At 34.9% G+C, this 23,708-nt stretch carries 17 protein-coding genes, 2 tRNA genes, 1 riboswitch and 1 other annotated feature; of the genes, 1 reads left to right on the top strand and 18 read right to left on the bottom strand.

All coding sequences use genetic code 11. The features are described 5' to 3' along the window. Positions 1 to 114 precede the first annotated feature (114 nt). The 18 genes from adsA to hutH all read right to left on the bottom strand — a co-directional run bounded on the left by adsA (position 115) and on the right by hutH (position 22,545). Positions 115 to 2,433: an LPXTG-anchored adenosine synthase AdsA gene (gene adsA, locus JG553_RS11025; RefSeq protein WP_000645780.1), complete on the bottom strand. Its 2,319-nt coding sequence runs from the start codon at positions 2,431 to 2,433 to the stop codon at positions 115 to 117. A gap of 227 nt (positions 2,434 to 2,660) precedes the next feature. Further along, complete coding sequence (locus tag JG553_RS11020; protein ID WP_000088648.1) at positions 2,661 to 3,461, bottom strand: MBL fold metallo-hydrolase; 801 nt, start codon at positions 3,459 to 3,461, stop codon at positions 2,661 to 2,663. Between the two features lie 389 nt (positions 3,462 to 3,850). Then, on the bottom strand, positions 3,851 to 4,639 hold the full coding sequence (locus JG553_RS11015; RefSeq protein WP_001104172.1) for a two-component system regulatory protein YycI: 789 nt from the start codon (positions 4,637 to 4,639) through the stop codon (positions 3,851 to 3,853). Continuing rightward, complete coding sequence (gene yycH / locus JG553_RS11010; RefSeq protein ID WP_001060131.1) at positions 4,640 to 5,974, bottom strand: two-component system activity regulator YycH; 1,335 nt, start codon at positions 5,972 to 5,974, stop codon at positions 4,640 to 4,642. After that, complete coding sequence (gene walK / locus JG553_RS11005; protein WP_000871607.1) at positions 5,967 to 7,793, bottom strand: cell wall metabolism sensor histidine kinase WalK; 1,827 nt, start codon at positions 7,791 to 7,793, stop codon at positions 5,967 to 5,969. The genes yycH and walK overlap by 8 nt, the downstream gene beginning before the upstream one ends. A gap of 12 nt (positions 7,794 to 7,805) precedes the next feature. Continuing rightward, complete coding sequence (yycF, locus tag JG553_RS11000) at positions 7,806 to 8,507, bottom strand: response regulator YycF (RefSeq protein ID WP_000101976.1); 702 nt, start codon at positions 8,505 to 8,507, stop codon at positions 7,806 to 7,808. Positions 8,508 to 9,126: 619 nt separating this feature from the next. Next, positions 9,127 to 9,199, bottom strand: a tRNA-Asp gene (locus tag JG553_RS10995). A 7-nt stretch (positions 9,200 to 9,206) separates the two neighbouring features. Further along, a tRNA-Glu gene (locus JG553_RS10990) sits at positions 9,207 to 9,281 on the bottom strand. A 429-nt stretch (positions 9,282 to 9,710) separates the two neighbouring features. Beyond that, a complete protein-coding gene (locus JG553_RS10985; protein WP_000095327.1) occupies positions 9,711 to 10,994 on the bottom strand; it encodes an adenylosuccinate synthase in 1,284 nt (427 codons plus the stop codon). A 277-nt stretch (positions 10,995 to 11,271) separates the two neighbouring features. Then, on the bottom strand, positions 11,272 to 12,672 hold the full coding sequence (gene dnaB / locus JG553_RS10980; RefSeq protein WP_000375651.1) for a replicative DNA helicase: 1,401 nt from the start codon (positions 12,670 to 12,672) through the stop codon (positions 11,272 to 11,274). 31 nt (positions 12,673 to 12,703) lie between these two features. After that, a complete protein-coding gene (gene rplI / locus JG553_RS10975) occupies positions 12,704 to 13,156 on the bottom strand; it encodes a 50S ribosomal protein L9 (RefSeq protein ID WP_000864297.1) in 453 nt (150 codons plus the stop codon). Beyond that, positions 13,153 to 15,120 carry a cyclic-di-AMP phosphodiesterase GdpP gene (gdpP, locus tag JG553_RS10970; RefSeq protein WP_001081634.1) on the bottom strand — a complete coding sequence of 656 codons (1,968 nt, stop codon included), beginning with the start codon at positions 15,118 to 15,120 and terminating at the stop codon, positions 13,153 to 13,155. Before gdpP ends, rplI begins: the two co-directional genes overlap by 4 nt. A gap of 14 nt (positions 15,121 to 15,134) precedes the next feature. Next, the gene (locus JG553_RS10965) at positions 15,135 to 16,073 is read right to left on the bottom strand and encodes a YybS family protein (protein WP_001791710.1); all 939 of its coding nucleotides are present in this window, start codon (positions 16,071 to 16,073) and stop codon (positions 15,135 to 15,137) included. A 290-nt stretch (positions 16,074 to 16,363) separates the two neighbouring features. Next, positions 16,364 to 17,332, bottom strand: a complete 969-nt coding sequence (gene metX / locus JG553_RS10960; RefSeq protein WP_000186481.1) for a homoserine O-acetyltransferase MetX — start codon at positions 17,330 to 17,332, stop codon at positions 16,364 to 16,366. Positions 17,333 to 17,391: 59 nt separating this feature from the next. Beyond that, positions 17,392 to 17,490, bottom strand: a riboswitch (SAM riboswitch). Positions 17,491 to 17,694: 204 nt separating this feature from the next. After that, entirely contained in the window at positions 17,695 to 18,024 is a 330-nt protein-coding gene (locus tag JG553_RS10955; RefSeq protein WP_000628050.1) for an AzlD domain-containing protein, read from the bottom strand. Next, on the bottom strand, positions 18,021 to 18,716 hold the full coding sequence (locus JG553_RS10950; RefSeq protein ID WP_000207105.1) for an AzlC family ABC transporter permease: 696 nt from the start codon (positions 18,714 to 18,716) through the stop codon (positions 18,021 to 18,023). The genes JG553_RS10955 and JG553_RS10950 overlap by 4 nt, the downstream gene beginning before the upstream one ends. Positions 18,717 to 19,365: 649 nt before the next feature. Next, positions 19,366 to 20,652 (bottom strand): serine--tRNA ligase, encoded by a 1,287-nt coding sequence (serS, locus tag JG553_RS10945; protein WP_000884334.1) that lies wholly within the window; start codon positions 20,650 to 20,652, stop codon positions 19,366 to 19,368. Between the two features lie 89 nt (positions 20,653 to 20,741). Beyond that, positions 20,742 to 20,951 (bottom strand) — a binding site (T-box leader). A gap of 79 nt (positions 20,952 to 21,030) precedes the next feature. Then, positions 21,031 to 22,545 (bottom strand): histidine ammonia-lyase, encoded by a 1,515-nt coding sequence (gene hutH, locus JG553_RS10940; RefSeq protein ID WP_000177464.1) that lies wholly within the window; start codon positions 22,543 to 22,545, stop codon positions 21,031 to 21,033. 325 nt (positions 22,546 to 22,870) lie between these two features. Here hutH and JG553_RS10935 point away from each other — a divergent pair, with 325 nt between their 5' ends. After that, on the top strand, positions 22,871 to 23,683 hold the full coding sequence (locus JG553_RS10935) for an NAD(P)H-hydrate dehydratase (RefSeq protein ID WP_000449218.1): 813 nt from the start codon (positions 22,871 to 22,873) through the stop codon (positions 23,681 to 23,683). The last annotated feature ends 25 nt before the right edge of the window (positions 23,684 to 23,708 follow it).

Below are 23,708 nucleotides of genomic sequence, written 5' to 3'. Positions count from 1 at the left end.
TACTTATCCTCGTTTTTATATCCCATATTTATCAACGGTTATCGCTTTTTTTCATAAAAAAACACTACCGTACCTCTTATTTAAGAAATACAGTAGTATTATTTTCAATATATTTTAGCTAGCTTTTCTACGTCGTACAGTCGCGATTAAACCTATACCTGCTAATAATACAAACATCGCTTCTGGGCTTGAACTTTGATTAGTTCCAGTTTTTGGTAACTGTTTCTCATGCGCGCTACCTTTAGGCACTGACATTCTAGCCAATTGTTTCCCACTCTTGCTTGATACAGTAGCTCCTTCTATTGTGCGACCAGAACCTTCTGTACCGCTACTAACAGTTCCTCTATGCGCTAGCAACAATACAACTTTACCTGGAGCTGGTTTTTTCGCTGGATCCATCACTTTGTCGTCACCAATTGGTTGTGTATCTTTACCAGACTTACTACCTTTGCTACCTTGTTGTCCTTTAGCTGGTTGTTCACTTACTGCTGGTTTACCTAATAACATACGTTGTGGTTCTGTCGTATCATACTTAGCTAAGTTAGCTGTTTTTAAATAACTTGCTAGTACTTGATCTAATGAAATACCTTCTTCTCTAGGACCACCGAACATACTATATCCGTCGCCACCTGATGCTGTGAAGTCATTCATCGTTACGTGATATACACGTTTTAAATCAATATTTTCAAACTTACCTGTCTCTTTATTTAAAATTTGAATAGCATTAATTCGTTTGCCAGACGGTTTATTTATATCATAGTAAACACGGATTGAATCAGAGATATGTAGTAAACCGCCATTCGCTGTTAACACTGTCTTACCGTCCTTTTGTGTTGTTGGTGCGCCTAAACTATGTTCGAAAGCCGTCCAGACGTCTGAACCTTTTACATCAATTTGCGCAATCGTATTTCCAAATGGTAATACTGAGATTAAATCATAGCGTGTCACCTTACCTTTTGCGATAGAGGCACGAATACCTCCACCATTTGTCACGGCAAAGTCAGTCTTTTTAGAGAAATTCTTAACGCCATACGCTTCCATAGCATCTGCAATCGCGTTTCCTAAATTTGTTTCACGCGTTCTAACGTCATCTCTTTCTCCTTTGAAATCAATGGTATTGTTTGGAATAATTACCTCTGCAGTTTGTGCTCTAAATGTTTGATCAGCTTGATTAATTTGTTCAGCTAATGCTTTGTTCGGTGTTACATTTTCAACGTCTTTAACATTAATCAATGACGGTTTAATATTCGATACCTCTCCATTGCGATAATTAAATGTAATCTTACCGATATTCGCAAGTGCTGTACCTGTTTGTGCCAATGCATCATTGTTATAAATTTGACCATTTTGAAGTACTGTATGTGAATGACCATCAATAACTGTAATACGTTTCTTCAATTGTGGATTTTGACTTAATTGTTTCACTAAGTAATCACCACGCCATGTTTCTTGTGTTGAAGGATCAATTCCTAAATGTGATATAACAACAAATGTATCTACGTCTTTATAAATACGCATCATTTCCGCTGTCACACTTTGTAATGGATCTCTAAATTCAACGCCTTTAATGCCTTCAGGTCTTGTTTTCGTCTTTGTTTCTGGTGTCGTTACACCAATAATTCCATAACGAATACCATTTTTTGTTACAATCGTTGAAGGCTTAAACGCGCGTTTTCCATCTTTATAAACGTTAGTACTTAGCATCGGGAAGTCTAACATACCCTCTAACTTTTTCAACTGATCGTATCCAAAGTCAAATTCATGGTTACCGACTGCCATAGCATCATAACCTACTGCATTCATTGCTTTAGCCATTTCTTCACCTTTAGACTGGTTTGAAAGTGGTAAACCTTGGAAGGCGTCTCCTGCGTCTAACATTAAATCAGGCTTTTCTTGTTCTTTTACTGTTTTTAATTTAGCCATACCGATGACACGCCCTTTTTCTTCGGCTAGTCGGCCATGGATATCATTTGTATGTAATATTTTATGTGTTGTTGTTTGTGGTGCATTAGCAGCAAACATTCGTGGTGAAAGTGATGCTGTTTTAGCATTTGATAATTTGAACGTTGCTGTGTGAGTTGGTTTTTGTGTTGAGGCTTGTTGTGTATCTACGTCGCGTGTTTCGTTTACTTTTGTTGAAACTACTGTAGATGGTTTGTTAGATGGTGCGTTGGATGTTACTTTGCTGTTTGTATCATCAGCTGTTCCCTGCGCTGATGCTGATACGTTGGTTGCCGCTTCTTTGCCAGAATGATGAGCCGCTTCCTTTGTTGGCGGTACTTGTTGCTTATCTGTTGTTGCTTTGTCTATCGTTGTTACTGCATGTGCTTTCATTGGTGTATGCTGCTCAGCCGCGTTCGAGACTTGCCATAATCCCATTACACTAAAAAGCAAAACGAGCCATACACTTGTTTTAAGTAATAAAGCTTTCATTTCGTTCCCTCCATTAACTGTCATACACCAATATATTATCATAATCCTTATATTAAAATGATTGATTTTATGTAAATTATTTATAAATTACATTTAATATCGAATTATTTTACACATTTCAATCAAGCCGATTCAACTCAACAACAGCCATTTCCCACCAACAACATAAAAAAGCACCCGATAAAGTCGTCTCACAGCAATGCGGAACTTTATCGGATGACTCTCATTTATATTGTATATATTGGCGTTGGAATAGCTTTATCCGTATCACATAGCAATACTTCTTTTTCCGTATCAATATCGTGTTCGTTCAATACTTGGCCAACACTCATACGCGCCAAATCTTTCATGTTATTGTCTTGTGATAAATGCGATAGGTAAATACGTTTCGTGTTACCTGTAATCACGTCTGTCATTGCATGAGCCGCATCCTCATTAGATACATGACCCATATCGCCTAAAATACGTTGTTTCGTCTTCCATGGATAACGACACATTCTCAACATATCGACGTCATGATTACTCTCAAAAATAAACGCATCGCTGCCACGTATCATACCTTTCATACGATCAGACACGTAACCCGTATCCGTTAAAATCGTAAACTTCTTATAGTTATTATGGAAAATATAAAATTGCGGATCTATTGCATCATGTGACACGTTAAACGATTCAACATCGAAACCTGCAATAGATTTTGTTTCATAAGGATTAAAAATGAATTTCTGATCCATAGGGATGCGACTATCTTTCTTTTCAATTGCCTGCCAAGTTTTTTCATTCGCATAAATTGGCAATTGATATTTACGCGCCAAAACACCTAATCCTTTAATATGATCAATATGTTCATGGGTTACTAAAATACCATTTAAATCTTGAATATTACGGTCAATTTGACTAAACAATTCTTCCATTTTCTTTCCAGTCAAACCAACATCAACTAATAGACTACCTTTTTCATTTTCTACAAAAGTGGCGTTACCTGTACTACCACTTGCTAATACACTCATGCGTATCAAGCGGCTCATCCTTTCTCTTTAAACAGTCAATCTCTCTATATGACTGCAATATACATCAGTGCAAATATACGATTTTCCCTACAGAAACTATCAGTATATTAGCTGTTTTGTATACCTTTCCTATTATGTAACTTTAGTTCATCGACCGGTTTCTTATATTTAAATTTTGATAATCACGTGCAATGAATTTCTTAATTATTATAACAATGATTAGACAAATACTAAAGTTTTTAAAATAACAGTTACACTAATTTTACAATGCGGTTCTACTTAAAATATGAATAAATGCGCACGTTGGAGACGCAAAAACATCAGCCATAATAAACCGTACCAGCAAAAAAGCTAGCACCGCTTCTCACATATGATGAGCTTGCAATGCTAGCTTATTACGATTCATATTAATGATTAATAATTTTAGGGTTATTATTTGTCGCTTCGACATAGTAAGTATTCGTTTTATCCTTACCGTCATGCTTCACTTTAATTTCCCAGTTTGGTTGTAACAATTGAACATTCGTTTCATTCACGACTGAGTAGTAACCGAGTCTAGCATTAATGACTTCATCACCTTTTTTCAAGTAACGATTATAATATAATGCCTCGATTGCTTTTCTCACACCAATCACTTGATGCTTCTTATCTGCACCATCTGTGGGCTTAATGTCATCCATCATTGATTGTTTATAACTAGTCGCTTTGTTATCTTCTATATTAAAGTTTAACATCGCTTTACTGTTATTTAAAATCGGAAAATCATCATACGTTTGTTCATATTTTACAGAATCTGAACTAATCTCGCTTAATTGATATTCAGCACCTTTAAATACGCGCTTGTTAACATAATCTTTCAAATCTTTTAAGTTATTGTCACTGACCTTTACCGATTGACTAATGTTCGCATTCAATAATTTTCCACCATCTGATGTGGTCAAATCCGAATCGCCTTTAGCTTTAGAACTAAAGTCTTTTGATCGCCCTGTAATTTGCTCTAATTTTATACCTTTAACTGATTTATTCAATATACTAGTCGGTACTTTAATTTCTTCTTGCTGAAAATTAACTTCATTGTTACTCTCGACTTCATTAATGTGTGAGCGATTGACTTTATTAACATAAATCGATACTAACACGATGTTGACAAGAATAAACACGAAAATGAAAAGTGTCTTTGTCAGTTTCCAGTTCATTTATTCAAGCCTCCCATCGTTATAAACATACCATTCGCCATCATATTCTACATACCAACGCGGTACGAGTTCACTGTTAATCTGCACTTCAATGTGATTATGATCTGAATTATCCTGCATTTCGTAACCGATAGCGATGTTTGTTACTTTTTCAAAATTAATATCACTATTGTTCGCTAAGCTTGAACGTACAGACTCTAATTTCGGCAACGATTTATTATCCTCACTATTTAAAACAACGTCGGTGCGTAATAACGAACGACGATAGTCAAAGACGCCTTTTTCACCCCAAGTGACTTGAATTTGATTAGAACCTTCTTTATTAAACGTTGGATAACCATTAAGGAAACGTTGATATGTTAACTCGCCTGACTGATTATTCGTACTAAACAATCTAAAGTCTTCGTTTAAGAAACCACCATGACCATTAATAAAATCAAAGGTTCCTGGAATCGTTTCTTCCATTTTGCTGGAACTCGCTTCATCTTCGGACAGGTTTTTATAATGATATTTTTCATTTTTATCGTTATAGTTTGCGACACCTGTATTATTGTTGTAGGTTGTAACACCACTCTTTGAACTACGAACGATGGTTGAATCGTCAAATAGTATAGCATTCATTTTCTCAACACTAATCGTGTTAAATACCATGCGATATGTTTTTAACTTTTCAGGTTTACTTGGTGCAAAAACATGCGTCGTACGATCAATTGTATCTTTGTTTGTGATGATATCTGTGTATGGTTGCATATCTTTTTTCACTGCTGCTAATGCATCTAAAAAATGATCATTTTTCGTTGTAGTTGTTAATTTTACGTAATCGTGGCGATCTTTGCTTATAGCATAAAGCACGATATTATCATCAGCATCATGATCTATGACCAAACGATTGAAATTGAAATGATTTGGTACTTTCGCATTCATGTTCAGTACTTGACCAAGATATGTTGATAACGGTAAATCATACGTAAAATCGAATAATATAAAATCACTGTTCAAATCAGGAATCATCAAGTTATGATCACGACGAACATGTTCCACGGACTTCACTTCTTTATTTTTCAAAGGTTTCGTCAGTTTATTCACATTAGATACCGTCGCAATCGTTCCTTCTGGATGATCATTTTTCGAATGAATAATCTGAAATGGCGTAATAGTTGTATCCATTTTGGCTGTCATAGGTGTCGTTAAAGGTTTCGTTTCACTCTTCTTACTATCTGTATTGTCGACATTTGCAATATCAGGAGAAAAGTTCCATACCATATATGTCAATACGACACTCATCAAGACGAGTAGTGCTAAAATGACAGATTTAATATGCTCCTTATTATTCATCCCAATCACCGTCTTCAATGACTTCACATGGAAGTGTGATAAAGATAGATGTACCTTGACCTTCTACACTGTTTGCCCAAATACGACCATTGTGCGCTTCCACAATCTCTTTCGAAATGGCTAGTCCTAATCCAGTACCACCCATTTTACGCGTACGTGCCTTATCTACACGATAGAATCGGTCGAATATCTTATCGACTTTATTGATAGGAATACCAATGCCATTATCTTTAATACGAATCGTCATTCGATTATAAAGTGGATTTTGTTTCACGTGGAACTCGACACGTTTATCGCCTCTAGAATATTTCATCGCATTTGTAATGACATTATCAAATACTTGCGTCATTTTATCAGGATCAAATTCTGTGAAAATCGTCTTTTTCGGAATATCTCGAATAAATGTTGTATCTTTCGCAGACATTTCATGTCGATTAATAATTTTATTAATGAACATGTTAAAGTCGATAATTTCTTTGTTGATTTGATCAGACTCATTATCCATTTTAGATAACTGTAGCAAGTCATTGACCAGTCGAATCATTCGTTCTGTTTCTTCACGGGTAACAGATAAAAATTGTGGCGCAAGTTCCTCATCTTTCCATGCACCTTCTTCAAGTGCTTCAATGTAACTATTCATAGAAGTTAAAGGTGTACGTAACTCATGTGATACATTGGCAACAAATTCACGACGCTCACGTTCAACTTGTTGTTGTTCAGTTACGTCATGTAACACAGCGATATAACCAGTTACAAATCCTGTTTCCTGCACAATCGTACTAAAGTTAACACGTGCGATTAGACCTTCTTCTTCATTTAAATCTAATAAGAAACTATCATTATTCTCTTGAATTTCTTCCAGTTTAAATTCATCTTCAAGACTTAATACACTTAACATGTAATATCCGATGATGTCTTCTTTCGCCATACCAAGCATCTTGAGTGCCATATCATTGACGATACGAATACGTCCACGGCGGTCTGTTGCAATAATACCATCACTCATATGGGTGATAACTGAGTCCAGTCTACGTTTCTCACTTTCAGTATTAGCCTGCGCTTCTTGTACACGTTTAGACAAGTTATTAAATGCTAAAGCTAATTCGCCAATTTCATCATTACCATAAATCTTCACACGTTGCGTATAGTTACCTCTGGACATTTCGACCGTCTGGTTACGCATATCGGTGATTGGTTTGGTAATCGTTCGCGCTATAAAGAATCCTAGGATGACTGTGATTAATAATGAAATAGCTGTACCAACAATGAATATTTGATTTATATTATTTAATTGGTTATAAACGTCATTAATTTTTGATTCGATATAAATATTACCAATTACCTTTTTATCGACTTTAACTGGGATATTATATACCCAGACACGGTCCTTACCACCGCCATAATCTTTTAAAATTAAATGATCGTTTGATTGTCCTAGTGATAGTGCTTTTTGGACAGAACTATCATTCGCTTTTTGATTGATTAGACTACGGTTAGACTGCTTCGTCGTCGCAATAATAATTTGGTCTTTATCTATAAAACGAATTTCTCCAATTTCTTGACGGTTGGCATACTCACTTAATAAATTTTGAATATCTTTTTGTGCATTTACGGAGCCCTTTTCGTCATATACTTTTTCAATACTAATTTCTAATTGTTTCGCGTACTGCGTAATATTCTTCTTAAAATTATCAAGCAGCTCTTTTTCAAGGTTATTTGTAAAATATAACCCGATAATTTGCATACCAATGATAATCAGTAATACATAAACAATTACAAGTTTAGTATGAAGGGATTGTAGTTGTTTTAGCCACTTCATTCGTTTCGACCTCTACTCATGTTGTTGGAGGAAATATCCAACGCCTCTACGCGTCACAATATATTCAGGATGTGACGGATCATCTTCAATCTTTTCACGTAAACGACGAATCGTTACATCGACCGTACGTACATCGCCAAAGTAATCATAGCCCCATACTGTTTGTAATAAATGTTCACGTGTCATTACTTGTCCCATATGTTTTGATAAATAATGGAACAATTCAAATTCACGATGTGTTAATTCAATATCTTCGCCACGTTTTTTAATAGAATATGCGTCTGGATAAATCACAATATCTTTAATTGTGATTTCATTCGTTACATTTCCAGTGTCTTGTGCTGGTTGTGAGTAATGACGACGTAAGTTCGCTTTCACACGTGCGATTAATTCACGCGTACTAAACGGTTTCGTTACATAGTCATCTGCACCTAGTTCTAAACCAAGCACTTTATCAATTTCTGAATCTTTAGCAGTAAGCATTATTATTGGCATTTCGTATTTTTTGCGCACTTCACGACATACTTCCATACCATCACGACCAGGTAACATGATATCTAGTAATACGATGTCTGGTTCTTCTTCATAAATTAAGTCGACTGCATCATTACCATCGTATGCACAGTACACATCGTATCCTTCTTTTTTTAAGTTAAATTCTAAAATATCAGCAATCGGTTTTTCATCATCAACTACAACAACTTTTCTAGCCATTTGCATAAACCTCTTTTCTTAAATCATTAATATTATTTTATCATTTTTTGTTCTTTATCGTTTATGTTTGTGTAAAAAATCACAGGATGTCGCTTACTATTTTTGTTATTGTGCGCATTTTCCGTCTTATAACGTATAGTAACCTATTATATAATTTACCATTTATAAGCTATTAATTCTATTTTCCAATATAAACTTATATATTACTATTTTTTATTAGTTTCTCACGGCGGATTGTGACAATGATATTTAACACAATGATGAGGTCTCTATTCCAATAATAAAATTAGGATAATGGCAACTTCTAGTTGCACGTCATTGCTCAGAAAATAAATATCATTATTCGTTATTCGTTACTTTAACAATTGATGTTATGGAGGACTGGTGGCATATCACAACGAAGAAATATGTTGACAGTAGCATATGTTTGTACGTCTAATAAAGATTTTATTGTCTACGTTTATCTTTCATATCCAACCACTAAGTTACTTGAGGTTCATACATTTTAAAGAAAATGGACGAACAGATAAATCAATATGATTATCATTCGTCCATATATCTTTTATTAATATAATATTAAACGCAAAAAAATGCCTATCCTCTTGGATAGGCATTTGTACGGTCTCGACGGGAATCGAACCCGCGATCTCCTGCGTGACAGGCAGGCGTGTTAACCGCTACACTACGAGACCTAAAAAATGGTGACTCCTACGGGACTCGAACCCGTGTTACCGCCGTGAAAGGGCGGTGTCTTAACCGCTTGACCAAGGAGCCGTTCTTAAGCACAAGATAGATTATAGCACAGCCAATCTTGCCATGACAAGATATTTTTTACATAATTTTGCTATTATTTTTTGAAGAATGTTATAAGTGAAAAATTGCATTTTATTGGCAGTCTATTTATTATAATAATTACGCTATTTTTGAAATTTTTCTATTTTAGGTGCTTTCATTTACACTTACGTCTACTCTATTTTAATAGCTATTTTCGACATCAGACTTCTTACATTCAAGTATTTCATCTTAATTTTCGTTAAATATCATCTAATCTTCTAAATTATGACTAGCAAATATCGCCTTTACGTTAGTATTTTTTATCTAAATAATCGAATCGATACAGAAGCAAGCATAACAAAAGCCTCCTACCAATAAAGATAGAAGGCTCATGTATTTATAATCATTGTGTATGACTTATATAAAGTTCTACCACAATTCTTTTAATAGGTTTGTTTGTTCTCTATCTGGACCAACTGAGAAGATAGAAATTTGTACATTACATAATTCTGAAATACGCTCTAAATATTTACGTGCATTTTCAGGTAATTCTTCTAAAGTACGCACATTTGTTACGTCTTCTGTCCAACCTGGTAACTCTTCAAAGATTGGTTTACAACGTTTTAATTGATCTAAGTTTGCTGGGTACTCAGTAATTTCTTTACCGTCTAATTCATAAGCTGTACAGATTTTCACTGTGTCTAGGCCTGTTAAAACATCGATTGAGTTAATAGATAAATCTGTAATACCACTTACACGACGAGAGTGACGTAATACAACTGAATCAAACCAACCTACACGACGTGGACGTCCTGTTGTTGTACCGTATTCACGACCAACCTCTCTAATATGATGTCCATCTTCATCGAATAATTCAGTAGGGAATGGACCATCACCAACACGTGATGTATAAGCTTTACATACACCAATTACCTTTGAAACGAATGTAGGACCTACACCTGTACCAACAGTAACGTTACCTGCAATTGGATTACTTGATGTAACGAATGGATATGTACCATGGTCGATATCTAACATTACACCTTGCGCACCTTCGAAAAGTACCTTTTCATCTGCTACAAATGCATCGTCTAAGATTTTTGATGTGTCTGTTACAAATTCTTTTAGACGTTGACCTGCTGCATAATATTCTTCAAAGATATCATCAAATGATGGACATGTTTCGTTAAACATACCTTTGAAATATGCTTGTTTATATTCAATGTTTGATTTTAATAATCTTTCGAATGTTTCTTTTTCAAGTAAATCTGCCATACGAATACCGATACGTTGAACTTTGTCTACATATGCTGGACCGATACCTTTTTTAGTTGTACCAATCTTATTGTCACCACGTAAACGTTCTTCATATTCATCTTGTGCTAAGTGATATGGTAAAATCACTTGCGCACGATTAGATATACGTAAATTACTTGTAGGAATGCCACGTTCATTTAATCCGTCTAATTCTTTCAATAGTGCAACTGGATCAACAACGACTCCGTTACCGATTACCGCTAATTTGTCTTTGTAAAAGATACCAGATGGTACTAAATGTAATTTATATGTTTCTCCGCCAAATTGAATGGTATGGCCTGCATTATTACCACCTGAAAAACGCGCGATAACATCTGACTGTTCTGCCAAGAAATCCGTTATTTTTCCTTTTCCTTCGTCTCCCCATTGTGTCCCAACTACTACGATTGATGACATGTGAGCACCTCCAAGTTTTTCTCATTTAACCATTTGATATTCTACCAATATCGAGACCATAATGCAAATAAAAATCGAACATTGATTTTCGGCCTTTTTAAAAGAAAAATCATTTTAACAAATCGTTTTCAACGTCCTAAAAACCCTTTAACAGAGGCGTTGACAGTACTAATTTATCACTTTCAATACACAAACTTAACATATATCAACCCGTTCAGAACAAAATAAAAACCGTACAATTTTATCATCTTAATGATTATTGTACGGAAAAACTTTTTTACATCATATCTGCATGTGCATAATCGATATCGGTAAATTTATTATATTGTTTCATAAAATGTAACTTAACTGTGCCTGTTGGACCGTTACGTTGCTTAGCAATGATAATTTCAATTTCACCGTTTTCATCATTCGTTTGTGGCTCGAAACCACCATCATCGTCATCATCTTCATCGCCGCCACGGTTATAGTAATCATCACGGTATAAGAATGCAACGATATCGGCATCTTGCTCAATCGAACCAGATTCACGAATATCACTCATCATTGGACGTTTATCTTGTCGTTGTTCAACACCACGAGATAACTGACTTAATGCGATAACTGGACATTTTAATTCACGGGCTAATGCTTTTAATGTACGAGAGATTTCAGAAACTTCCTGTTGTCTGTTATCGGACGCACGTGAACCACTACCTTGAATCAACTGTAAGTAGTCAATCACAATCATGTCTAAGCCATGTTCTTGCTTTAATCGACGACATTTAGAACGTAAATCATTAATTCGAATACCCGGTGTATCATCAATAAAAATCTTCGTACGTGATAATTTACCTACCGCTATAGTAAAACGACTCCAATCTTCCTCAGTCATAGTACCCGTTCTTAAGCGGTTTGAGTCAACATTTCCAGAACTACAAATCATACGTGTGGCTAACTGATCAGCACCCATCTCTAGCGAGAAAATACCAACTGTATACATATCTTCATGCGTTGCAACTTTTTGTGCAATATTAAGTGCGAACGCAGTCTTACCTACAGATGGACGCGCTGCAAGGATAATTAAATCATTTCGGTTGAACCCTGCTGTCATTTGGTCTAAATCTCGATATCCTGTAGGTATACCTGGTGTTTGACCACTATTTTGATCAAGCTCTTCAGCTGTTTCATACACTTGTCCTAAGACGTCTCGAATGTCTTTAAAGCCATCGCTTTCACGAGAAGATGATAGCTCTAAAATTCGACGTTCTGCATCACTTAAAATCGCATCTAGTTCAAGTTCATCATTATATCCATCATTGGCAATACTATCTGCAGTTTGAATCAATCTACGTTTTAATGCATGCTTAGAAACGATATCAGTATAATACTGAACATTTCGCGTCGTTGGTACATTTGTAGATAACTCTGCAAGATATTGCGGGCCACCCGCTTCATTCAACGTACCTTCCGTCGATAATTGATCCATCAATGTTACAACATCAATTTCTTTATTATCTTCATTTAAGTGCATCATTGCACGGAAAATATGTTGATGGGCACCCCTATAAAACGACTCAGGAAGCAAAACTTCCTGAGTAGTATTAATCAATTCTGGATCTATAATAATTGAACCTAAGACAGACTGTTCAGCTTCATTGTTATGCGGCATTTGATTTTGCTCATACATTCTATCCATGAATGGTTACACCTCTTATTTCAATCCAACTTTATTGTTCAACTGTGTGTACGCGAATTGTACCTTCAACTTCTTTATCTAATTTAACAGGTACATTCGTATATCCTAGGGAATGAATTCCATTTGGTAAATCCATTTTACGTTTATCAATTTTAATATCATGTTGTGCTTTTAGTGCTTCGGCAATTTGTTTTGTACTTACTGACCCAAACAATTTACCACCTTCACCAGTTTTTGCTGATACTTCAACTTCAATGTTTGATAACGTTTCTTTTAATGCTTTAGCATCTTCAATTTCTTGTTGGCGTTCTTGTTTTGCACGTTTTTTCTGTAACTCTAATTGTTTAAGGTTACCTGGTGTTGCTTCTACAGCATAATTCTTTTTCAATAAGAAGTTATTTGCATAACCTACTGGTACTTCTTTAACTTCACCTTTTTTACCTTTACCTTTACCTTTAACATCTTGTGTAAAAATTACTTTCATGCATCTTCACTCCTACTTAATTGTTCTGTAATTGCTTGTTGTAATTGTGCTATCGCCTCTTCGACTGTCACACCTTTAAGTTGTGTTGCCGCATTGGTTAAATGTCCACCGCCACCAAGTGCTTCCATTGTTAACTGGACATTTACTGAACCGAGTGAACGCGCAGATATACCAATCAGATTATCTTCACGTCTCGCAACAACATATGATGCTTCAATACCTTCTAAACTTAACAGTTCATCTGCTGCTTGTGCAACTGTTACTGGATGATAAATTTTATCGTCTGAACCATGCGCAATGGCTATGCCATTATCTTCAACTTTTACAGTTCGAATTAATTCAGATCGATTAATGTAAGTATCCACATCATCTTTTAAGAAATGTTGCGTTAAAATCGTATCTGCACCATGTGCACGTAAATAACTCGCTGCATCGAATGTTCTTGATCCTGTTCGTAATGTAAAGTTTCTTGTATCTACAATAATACCTGCATACATCACTGTTGATTCAAGACGTGTTAAACGTTGTTCTGTTGGTTGATATTCCAGTAACTCTGTTACCAATTCAGCTGTCGAACTTGCGTATGGTTCCATATATATCAACAATGGATTAGAGATGAAGCTTTCACCACGTCTATGATGATCGATAACAACTTTACGGTTTGCTTTATTTAAGACATTTTCATCTAAAACCAGTTCCGGTTTATGCGTATCAACAATCACTACGGTTGTCTTAGATGTCATCATATCCCAAGCATCATCTGATGTAATAAATCGCTCTCTTAACTCTGGCTTTTTATCTATTTCGTTCATCACGCGTCGTAATGTTGGATCAATGTCAGTCTCATTTAATACGATGTATGCTTCTAAATTATTCATCATTGCAAATCTAGACACACCGATTGCTGCACCAATTGCATCTAAGTCAGGACGTTTATGTCCCATGATAATGACTTTGTCACCCTCTGCAAGGATATCTTTTAACGCATGTGAGATCACACGTGCTCTTACACGAGTACGTTTCTCCATCGGGTCAGTCTTACCGCCATAGAAACGCACATTACCATTAATACTTTTAATTGCAACTTGGTCGCCACCGCGTCCTAATGCTAAGTCTAGGCCTGATTGTGATAATTCACCTAAGTCGATTAAATTTTCAGTACCTTCACCAACACCGATACTTAATGTTAATTGGGCACGATAACCAACACTTTTTTCACGTAATTGACTCAAGATATCAAATTTAGATTCTTCTAAGTCAGCTAATATTTTTTGATTTAAATAGGCTACGAATTGATCGGAACTGTATCTTTTGAAAAATATATTATACTCAGTTGCCCATCGACTAATGACACGCGTTACCATTGAGTTGATTTCCGAACGCTGCGTATCATTCATATTTTGCGTAATCTCATCGTAGTTATCTAAAAATAATGTCGCAATGATTGGTTTAGAATTTTCATATAGTTCATTTGTTTGTACTTGTTCAGTTATATCAAAGAAATAGAGGCAGTGATCATTCTCAGAATAACGTACTTGGAAATGATACTGATTATATTCTATTTCAACGGATTTCACTCTATCTAATTGCTTTAAAATGTTTGGAAATACTTCATTTACAGATTCAGAAATGACATTCGCTTCCATATGATCTGTCATAAATTGGTTAACCCATTCGATGTGATCATTTTCATCTAAAACAATGATACCAATTGGTAAATGTTTGATTGCTTTATTATTTGTTGTTGAAATTTGAGCACTCAAACCATCTACATAACTATCCATTTTCATTAAAGCTTGTCTGAATAAAATGATGCTAACAATAATCATCACGACAAGAACGATAGATGCAATTAGTGCTATAAGACTATTAAAGATAAACCATACACCCATTAAAACAATTGCTGTGATGATCATGATGACAAATGGTATTAGTAAAGCTTTCTTAGTGGACTGCCGATTCATTATTCCACCTCTATTCACTTTTTAGAATTATTTTTCATGATTCGCTTCAAATTCAAACTTAAATCGATAACACCAAGTAGTCCTACAATATGTGTCGTAGGTGTCAGTATTGTACCGATAACCAATAGTAAAATCGTTACTGCATTCGGCAAACCTTTCGCTTTACCAAAGAAATGAATAACACTTAAACCTTGAATATACATTACTAATGATAACACAAGTTGGAAGTTTAAAAGAATGCTCTGGAACACACTCGGTTGACCTGTAAATAATAAACATATGATAACAATAATGTATATCCATAATAAAATACCGCTCATTTGCCACGCGAAAAGTGGCTTAAATACAGGTGTAGCGATTTTAAATTTTCGTAAAATCGGAAATGTAACGATTAAGTTAATTAAGACGATTAAAAATGTAATGATAATGATGAAACCTGGTAATTGAACGGTCGCTTGTCTAAACCCTTCTTCTAATATTTGGGTCATATTCGCATCGGCACCGCTCATCGTAATCGCTTCATGTAATGTTTGCTTGAAAGGTTTTACTATGCTCGCTGATGGTGGAATCCTTCCGAATGTTTGTAGTAACATAAAAGCGATTAATGAAATTAAGCTCATCGCTACTGTTGTTACGTATAATATTCTTTCTTTAGACGTTCTTTCTTTGAGCAATTGACCAATAATTAAACTTGCAATTAAGACTAATATGATGGCACTTAAAACGAAAGTATTACCTAAAACAGTTGTTATAATTACTGTAATAAGTGCACTAATCCCGAAAGATTGTATTGATTTATTCCATAAAACGATACCTGGTATGGTTGCAAATAATGCAAATATTAGTCCTAAACCAGGCACTAGATATAAAGCTAAAGCGACAAATACCAACGCAATCGTTGCAATTATTGTTGCTTTAGGTTGTATTTTTGAAAACACATAAGCCACTCCCATATTTTTAACTATAGCTATTATTTTAACCTCTTTAATGAAAATTAACAATTTATAGATTGTATGCTTCTATTTCATTTAATTGAATAATAACTTTCATGTTTTATAAGTAATTAACATACTCATTTGAATCGCTTTTGTGTGCTTTCATTTTCAACATGATTATTTAATCCCACTACATAGCAATCAAGCTTGATTTAGATTTACAATACATTTCCACTCTCATGTACTCTAGATGTTTTTGAATATGATAACTGTGATTTAGTGGCTTCATTCTTTGAAAATATATATTATTACTTACGCTTAAAATGCTTTAAATTTAAGAAATGATATAAGTTAGGTGCCCAGGTACTAAAGTTTAGTAGGAATCCATCATGCCCAACATTATCAGGCACGAAGAAATGACGATGATATTTAAAACGTTCACCTAATGCACGAACTTGATCATCCGGATATAGCAAATCATCTATGAACCCCATCGTTAACACTTTTGTTTCTAAATTTTTAAAAACATGCGTTACGTCTGTGCGACCTCGGTCAATGTTGTGACTATCCAATACATCTAGCAGTGTCAGATAACAATTCAAATCAAAATGTTCTTTAAATTTATTACCTTGATGTTGTTGGTATGCGACTACTTCATCCGGCGTAAAACGTTCATCATAACTTTTTGATGATCGATATGTCAAAAAACCTAATTGGCGTGCAATACTTAGACCTTCCTTACCACCAAGATGAATGGCTTGCCTTGCAATTTCATTGAAAGCTCTACTATAAGATGATGTTCGACTTGTTGCAGCAAGGATAATGGCTTTATCTACTTCAAACTGTTGATTGTAGAGTAGTTCCATTGCTTGCATACCTCCAAGACTTCCCCCTATTAAAATATTAATCTTATCATAACCAAGGGCTTGTATACCTCGTTCATTCGCTCTGACTATATCTCTTAATGTTAATTTTTTAGGAAAATGAGGGTCGTTTAAAGGTGAACTTGAACCGAAAGGACTACCAATAACATCAAATGTTAAAAATTGATAATCGTGAATGGGTATATATCCCCCATCAATAATTTCTCGCCACCAACCCGGATAATCATCTGTTCCATATGTTAAATGATTGCCAGTTAATGCATGACAAACTACAACTAATGGTTGTCCATGATAACCGACATGCTCATATCTCAAACGCAAGTTATCTATGACTTCCCCAGATTCTGTAATAAATTCCCCTAAATTTAAAGTATCTACTGTGTAATTTGTCATTGTTCTTTCCTCCTTAAACAAAAAAACTTCTCACCCTATTGAAAAGTAAGAAGTCTTTATACTTATCATTCGAGTAACTCGTTGGTTTTAGCACCGTGCTATAAAGTCGGTTGCTGAAGTATCACAGGGCCAAGTCCCTCAACTTCTCACAATAAGAAATATGAAATTGTTATGTGTTAGTTGAGATTCAGTGATGAATTACTTTTATCATTTAAAATGTTGTTATCATTGTCATGCGTTAGCCAAATCGCTTACGTATACACGATTCCCAATCTTAACATAGACGATTTGTATATCAGAATTTTCTGATTACTAACAGTTTACCTAAGTTTAAATATCTGTTCAATGATTTTCAGTTATTTTTAAAAGAAAAATCGTAATGCTGCCATGATAACAATCCCACTAATAATTGTAATAGTTAAACTACGCGTGATTATAGATAAAATAACCGTCGGAATGAGCGCGATAATGTAAGGGATGTTTAATGTATACCCCTCACCATGAGGCGTCTGTTGAATAATGCTGTCAATGACAAGTGCCGTAAATAGTGTGATTGGGATAAATGATAGCCATCGAACCACGACATCAGGCAATTGCACTTTTGAAATCATGATAAAAGGTATAATTCGAATTAATAGCGTTACGATACCACACAATAAAATAAGTATTAACATGTTCATATGAGTTATCATTGTTCCATCATCACTCCTAACGCTGCTGAAATTGTGGCTGCAATTAATATTGCTAGATATGAAGGCATAAACATACTTAGCGATAACATCATTACTATGACGGCAATAATGAGTACTATGTAAATTCTTAATCGCGATTTAGTAATTGATTCAAATTGCGCAATGGCCAAAAAGATAAACATAGCCGTGATAGCAAAATCTAACCCTAGCGTTTGCGGATTTGAGATATATTCGCCAAATAAAGCCCCAGCTACACATGAAATTGCCCAAAATAAATATGCTGTGATGTTAAGACCATGCATCCAACGATCATTGATAGCTTCTCCTTTTAAATAAGGTGTAATGGCGACGCCAAACGTTTCGTCAGTTACTAATGAACCTAATCCAACACGGTTCCAAAACCCATATGTCTTGAAGTTTGGTGCAAGCGACATACTTAAAAGGAACATTCTTGAATTTACGATAAATACAGTTAGTACAATCGCTGATATAGGTGTACCTGCTATAAACAACGCGCACATAATAAATTGCGCAGCACCGGCATATATAACAAGACATAACAAGACAATTTCTAAAATACTAAAGTTTTGAGACGAAGCCACAATACCAAATGAAATACCAACACCGGCATAACCCAATAATGTTGGGATACACTCTTGCACGCCTTGTCTAAAACTTAAATGTGTTGTCATCTCAATTACCTCCTTTGCCACTTTATATTTATATAATTACGAAAAAATAATATACCTAGTCTAATACAGTTCTATACCCTAAGCAATAACATTAGACATCAGTTTGTCTGAGGTTAGACATTCCGGAGTCTTTAGTCAGCTTCATATTAACTTTTTATTTTTGAGAATTTTCAATTTTTTATTTAAGACTACCTCCATATTTTCTATGGATTTGTAGTTGTTTTTAAGTATCAATTTTATAAATTTTTATATCTGATGATGAGTCTGGGATATTGATTCATGTACCACTCCCTTATAATCATCCCCTCCCCCTACCCTACTCCATCGATATAACTCATACTACATATCAACGAAATCAGTATTTTATCGCTTCCTTTCCTATATTAGTGATGCTCAAACTTGTTACGTTTTAGATTGTTTTAGTTCATCATAATTATCCCGTATTGTTGCTATAATGAAATGCGTTCACCCCATTAAACCACAAACTTAATTTATTGTTGTTATGTGCATTGGCTCACTATTATATTTTTACAGCACAAAAAAAGTGGCGACAGCTTCGTCACCACTTTTTAAAATATTATTTAAAGTATCTTGCCCTTGCTTTAAGTATACGTAGATATATACTTTTTAAAGCTTGTAGCTAAAGCCTTTATTTAACTGGTTTTGAAATTTGTGTTTTACCACCCATAAATGGTACTAATGCTTCTGGAATTGTTACTGTTCCATCTTCATTTTGGTAATTTTCAACAATAGCAGCAAATGTACGTCCAACTGCTAAACCACTACCATTTAATGTATGTGCTAATTCTGGTTTAGCTGCTTTGTCACGCTTGAAGCGGATGTTAGCACGACGCGCTTGGAAATCCGTACAGTTTGAGCATGAACTAATTTCTTTATAATCATTGTAGCTTGGTAACCAAACTTCTAAATCATATGTTTTGCTTGCACTAAATCCAATATCACCTGTACATAAAATAACACGACGGTATGGTAAACCTAACTCTTCTAGAATTGCTTCTGCGTTTGTTGTCATTTCTTCTAAAGCATTCCATGAATCTTCAGGTTGTTCAAAACGTACCATTTCCACTTTATCGAATTGATGTAAACGAATTAATCCTCTTGTATCTCTACCTGCTGATCCTGCTTCACTACGGAAACATGCAGATTGACCAGTGAATTTTTCAGGAAGTACACCTGGTTGAATAATTTCATTACGGTAGAAATTCGTTAATGGTACTTCAGCAGTTGGAATTGTATATAATCCTTCTTTTTCTACTTTAAATAAATCTTCTTCAAATTTAGGTAATTGACCTGTACCATACATTGTATCTGCGTTCACAAGCTGTGGTACCATCATTTCTGTATAACCATGTTGTGTTGTATGTTTTGTAATCATATAGTTCATTAAAGCACGCTCTAATTGCGCACCTTCATTTGTTAAATATACAAAACGCGCACCTGAAACTTTTGCTGCACGATCAAAATCAGCCATTTTCAATTCTTCTACAATATCCCAATGTGCTTTGGGTTCAAATGAAAACTCACGTGGTGTACCCCACTTTTTAACTTCAACGTTATCTTCATCAGATTCACCTTGAGGTACATCATCACTTATTAAATTTGGAATACGACAAAGGATACCTGTCATTTTATTATCAATTTCATTTAATTGACTATCTTTTTCTTTAATATCGTCACCTAATGTGCGCATTTCAGCAATCACATCATCAGCATTTTCTTTATTACGTTTTTTTAATGCGATTTCTTCGCTTACTTTATTACGACGTGCTTTCATTTCTTCTGTTGCACTAATTAATTTACGTCGTTGCTCATCCAATTCTAAAATTTCATCTACAACTTTTGGATCATCTCCACGTAATTCAATTTTGCTCTTAACTGTGTCAGGCTCATTTCTGAATAATCTAATGTCTAACATTAACCTTCATCCTTTCCCAAATAATTATCATTTATTATGGAATGACGTACGTCTTTATTTTTTAGAAAATAAAAAAAGACCACATCCCTACAAGGGACGTGGTCTACGCGTTGCCACCCTATTTAACAATTTAAGTTATAAAGATACACTAAACCTAAATTGCACTTCACTAAAATAACGGTTATCACCGATTGTTCTTTTAAATTAAGTAGGTAGATTCATATATATGTTGATTCTTGTTCACACTAACCACAAGCTCTCTGATATCGAACACTATATATTACTTGTCCTACGAACAATGTCTTATTAAGTTATTTTTAATATAGCAAACTATATTTGCTTTTTCAAGTAACGATTTCAAACATCACTCATGTCGATTTAGTGACATGCAGTCGTTTGATAAATTGATTGCTTTAAATACTGTGCAACCGCTTCAATATCTTTATGAAATTGACGATCATGTGTAATGGATGGCACGATACTTCGAAACTCATCATACTTGCGACGTGTTTTTGGTGATAATCCTTCAACACCTTTTAACTCTGCTGCTTGTAATGCAATAACACATTCGATTGCCAGCACACGTCTTGCATTTTCAATAATTTGATAACCATGTCTAGCAGCTGTAGTTCCCATAGATACGTGATCTTCTTGGTTCGCAGATGAAGTGATAGAATCAACACTCGCTGGATGCGCTAAAGTTTTATTTTCAGAAACGAGACTTGCAGCAGCATATTGCATAATCATCGCGCCACTTTGCAATCCTGGCTCTGGACTAAGAAATGCTGGTAAATCACCATTTAATTGAGGATTTACTAGTCGCTCTAGACGACGTTCCGATACGTTTGCTAATTCACTTACACCTAATTTAAGATGATCTAATGCAAAAGCAATAGGTTGTCCATGGAAGTTACCACCTGAAATAACAAACGTTTCATTTGCTTCCTCAAATATAAGTGGATTATCATTAGCCGCATTCATTTCAAATTCTAATTGCTGTTTAACATAATTGAATACTTGAAAACTCGCGCCATGGATTTGTGGTATACAACGCAACGTATATGCATCTTGTACACGTATTTCTGATTGTCGCGTCGTTAATGTTGATCCTTCTAACCAATCACGCATACGCGCTGCCACATTAATCTGTTCTTGAAAATTACGAACTGCGTGCACATCATGTCGATATGCATCTATAATGCCATTAAGAGACTGATGCGTTAATGCAGCAATCCATTCAGATTGGTAACCTAAATCTTCTGCTTCTATATAACTAATGACACCTTGAGCTGTCATAGCTTGCGTACCATTAATCAATGCTAAACCTTCTTTAGCCTGAAGGTTCAAAGGTTGTCTATTTAATTCTCTTAATACATCGTCACTATCCTTTTCTTCCCCTCTGTACAATACTTTCCCTTCACCAATTAATGCTAATGCTAAATGTGATAATGGCGCTAAATCTCCTGATGCACCGAGAGAGCCTTGCTGTGGGATTATCGGTATAATACGTTCATTTATAAAAAATTGTAATTGTCTCACTAATTCTAAAGTGGCACCTGAATGACCTTTTAATAATGTATTCAATCGTAAAATCATCATGACTAATGCTACTTCTTTTGAAAATGGCTCACCTAGTCCACAGGCATGTGAGCGTATCAGATTCACTTGTAATTCATTATATTGCGTCGGGTCTATACGTACATCACTAAATAACCCAAAACCTGTAGTAATACCGTAAACCGTTTCCTCATTTTCAATAATACGTTCAACTACCGCTCTACTTTTTTTGACACGTTCTAACGCATCATCAATAATTTCAATCTTTGATTGTTGTTGTAAAAATGATTTAATATCCTCAATTGTTAGTGTTTCACCATCTAAATATAAAGTCATATATGTTACCCCCTTGTTTATATTAAGTAACCCATCCTTCTTGAAGTATACGTTTTCATTTTTATTGAAACAATGGTTTTACGTACATTTATAACCTATTATCAGAGCACTATTGTAGTGCGTTAAAGGATATTAAGATTGTTGTAAGCATATTTAATAATTTATCTATTGACGAATTGCATATACAGGTATAGTATTTTCTATTGTATTTAACGACAAATAATAATGAATTCAGAAATTTATAATACATTTTGTTAAAAGTTACTATATATTTTTAAAATTGAATAAATTCGGAAAAGGCTTTTACATGGGAGGTTATATCACTATGGAAACGTTAAATTCTATTAACATTCCTAAGCGTAAAGAAGATTCACATAAAGGTGATTATGGCAAAATTTTATTAATTGGTGGATCTGCTAACTTAGGTGGTGCCATTATGTTAGCGGCTCGTGCATGTGTATTTAGCGGTAGTGGTTTAATCACTGTAGCTACACATCCAACAAATCATTCAGCATTACATTCTCGTTGCCCAGAAGCGATGGTTATTGATATTAATGATACGAAAATGTTGACGAAAATGATTGAAATGACTGACAGTATACTAATTGGTCCAGGTCTTGGCGTTGATTTCAAAGGAAATAATGCCATTACATTCCTACTACAAAATATACAACCGCATCAAAATTTAATCGTAGACGGCGATGCGATTACAATCTTTAGTAAACTGAAACCGCAATTACCTACATGTCGTGTGATCTTTACACCACACCTCAAAGAATGGGAACGATTAAGTGGTATTCCTATTGAGGAACAGACATATGAGCGTAATCGTGAAGCAGTTGATCGTTTAGGTGCAACTGTTGTACTTAAAAAACATGGTACTGAAATTTTCTTTAAAGATGAAGACTTTAAATTGACAATCGGTAGCCCAGCAATGGCGACTGGTGGTATGGGCGATACACTTGCTGGTATGATTACAAGCTTTGTCGGTCAATTTGATAACTTAAAAGAAGCGGTTATGAGTGCCACATATACACATAGTTTTATTGGCGAAAACCTTGCAAAAGATATGTATGTGGTGCCACCATCAAGACTTATCAATGAAATACCTTACGCAATGAAACAATTAGAAAGTTAGTCATTACTAATCATTGAATATAGTA

It is taken from the genome of Staphylococcus sp. T93 (assembly GCF_016743875.1).
GTDB lineage: Bacteria > Bacillota > Bacilli > Staphylococcales > Staphylococcaceae > Staphylococcus > Staphylococcus aureus.
The sequence above is the reverse complement of the archived record's forward strand: the minus strand, read 5'-3'. Positions and strand labels throughout refer to the sequence as shown.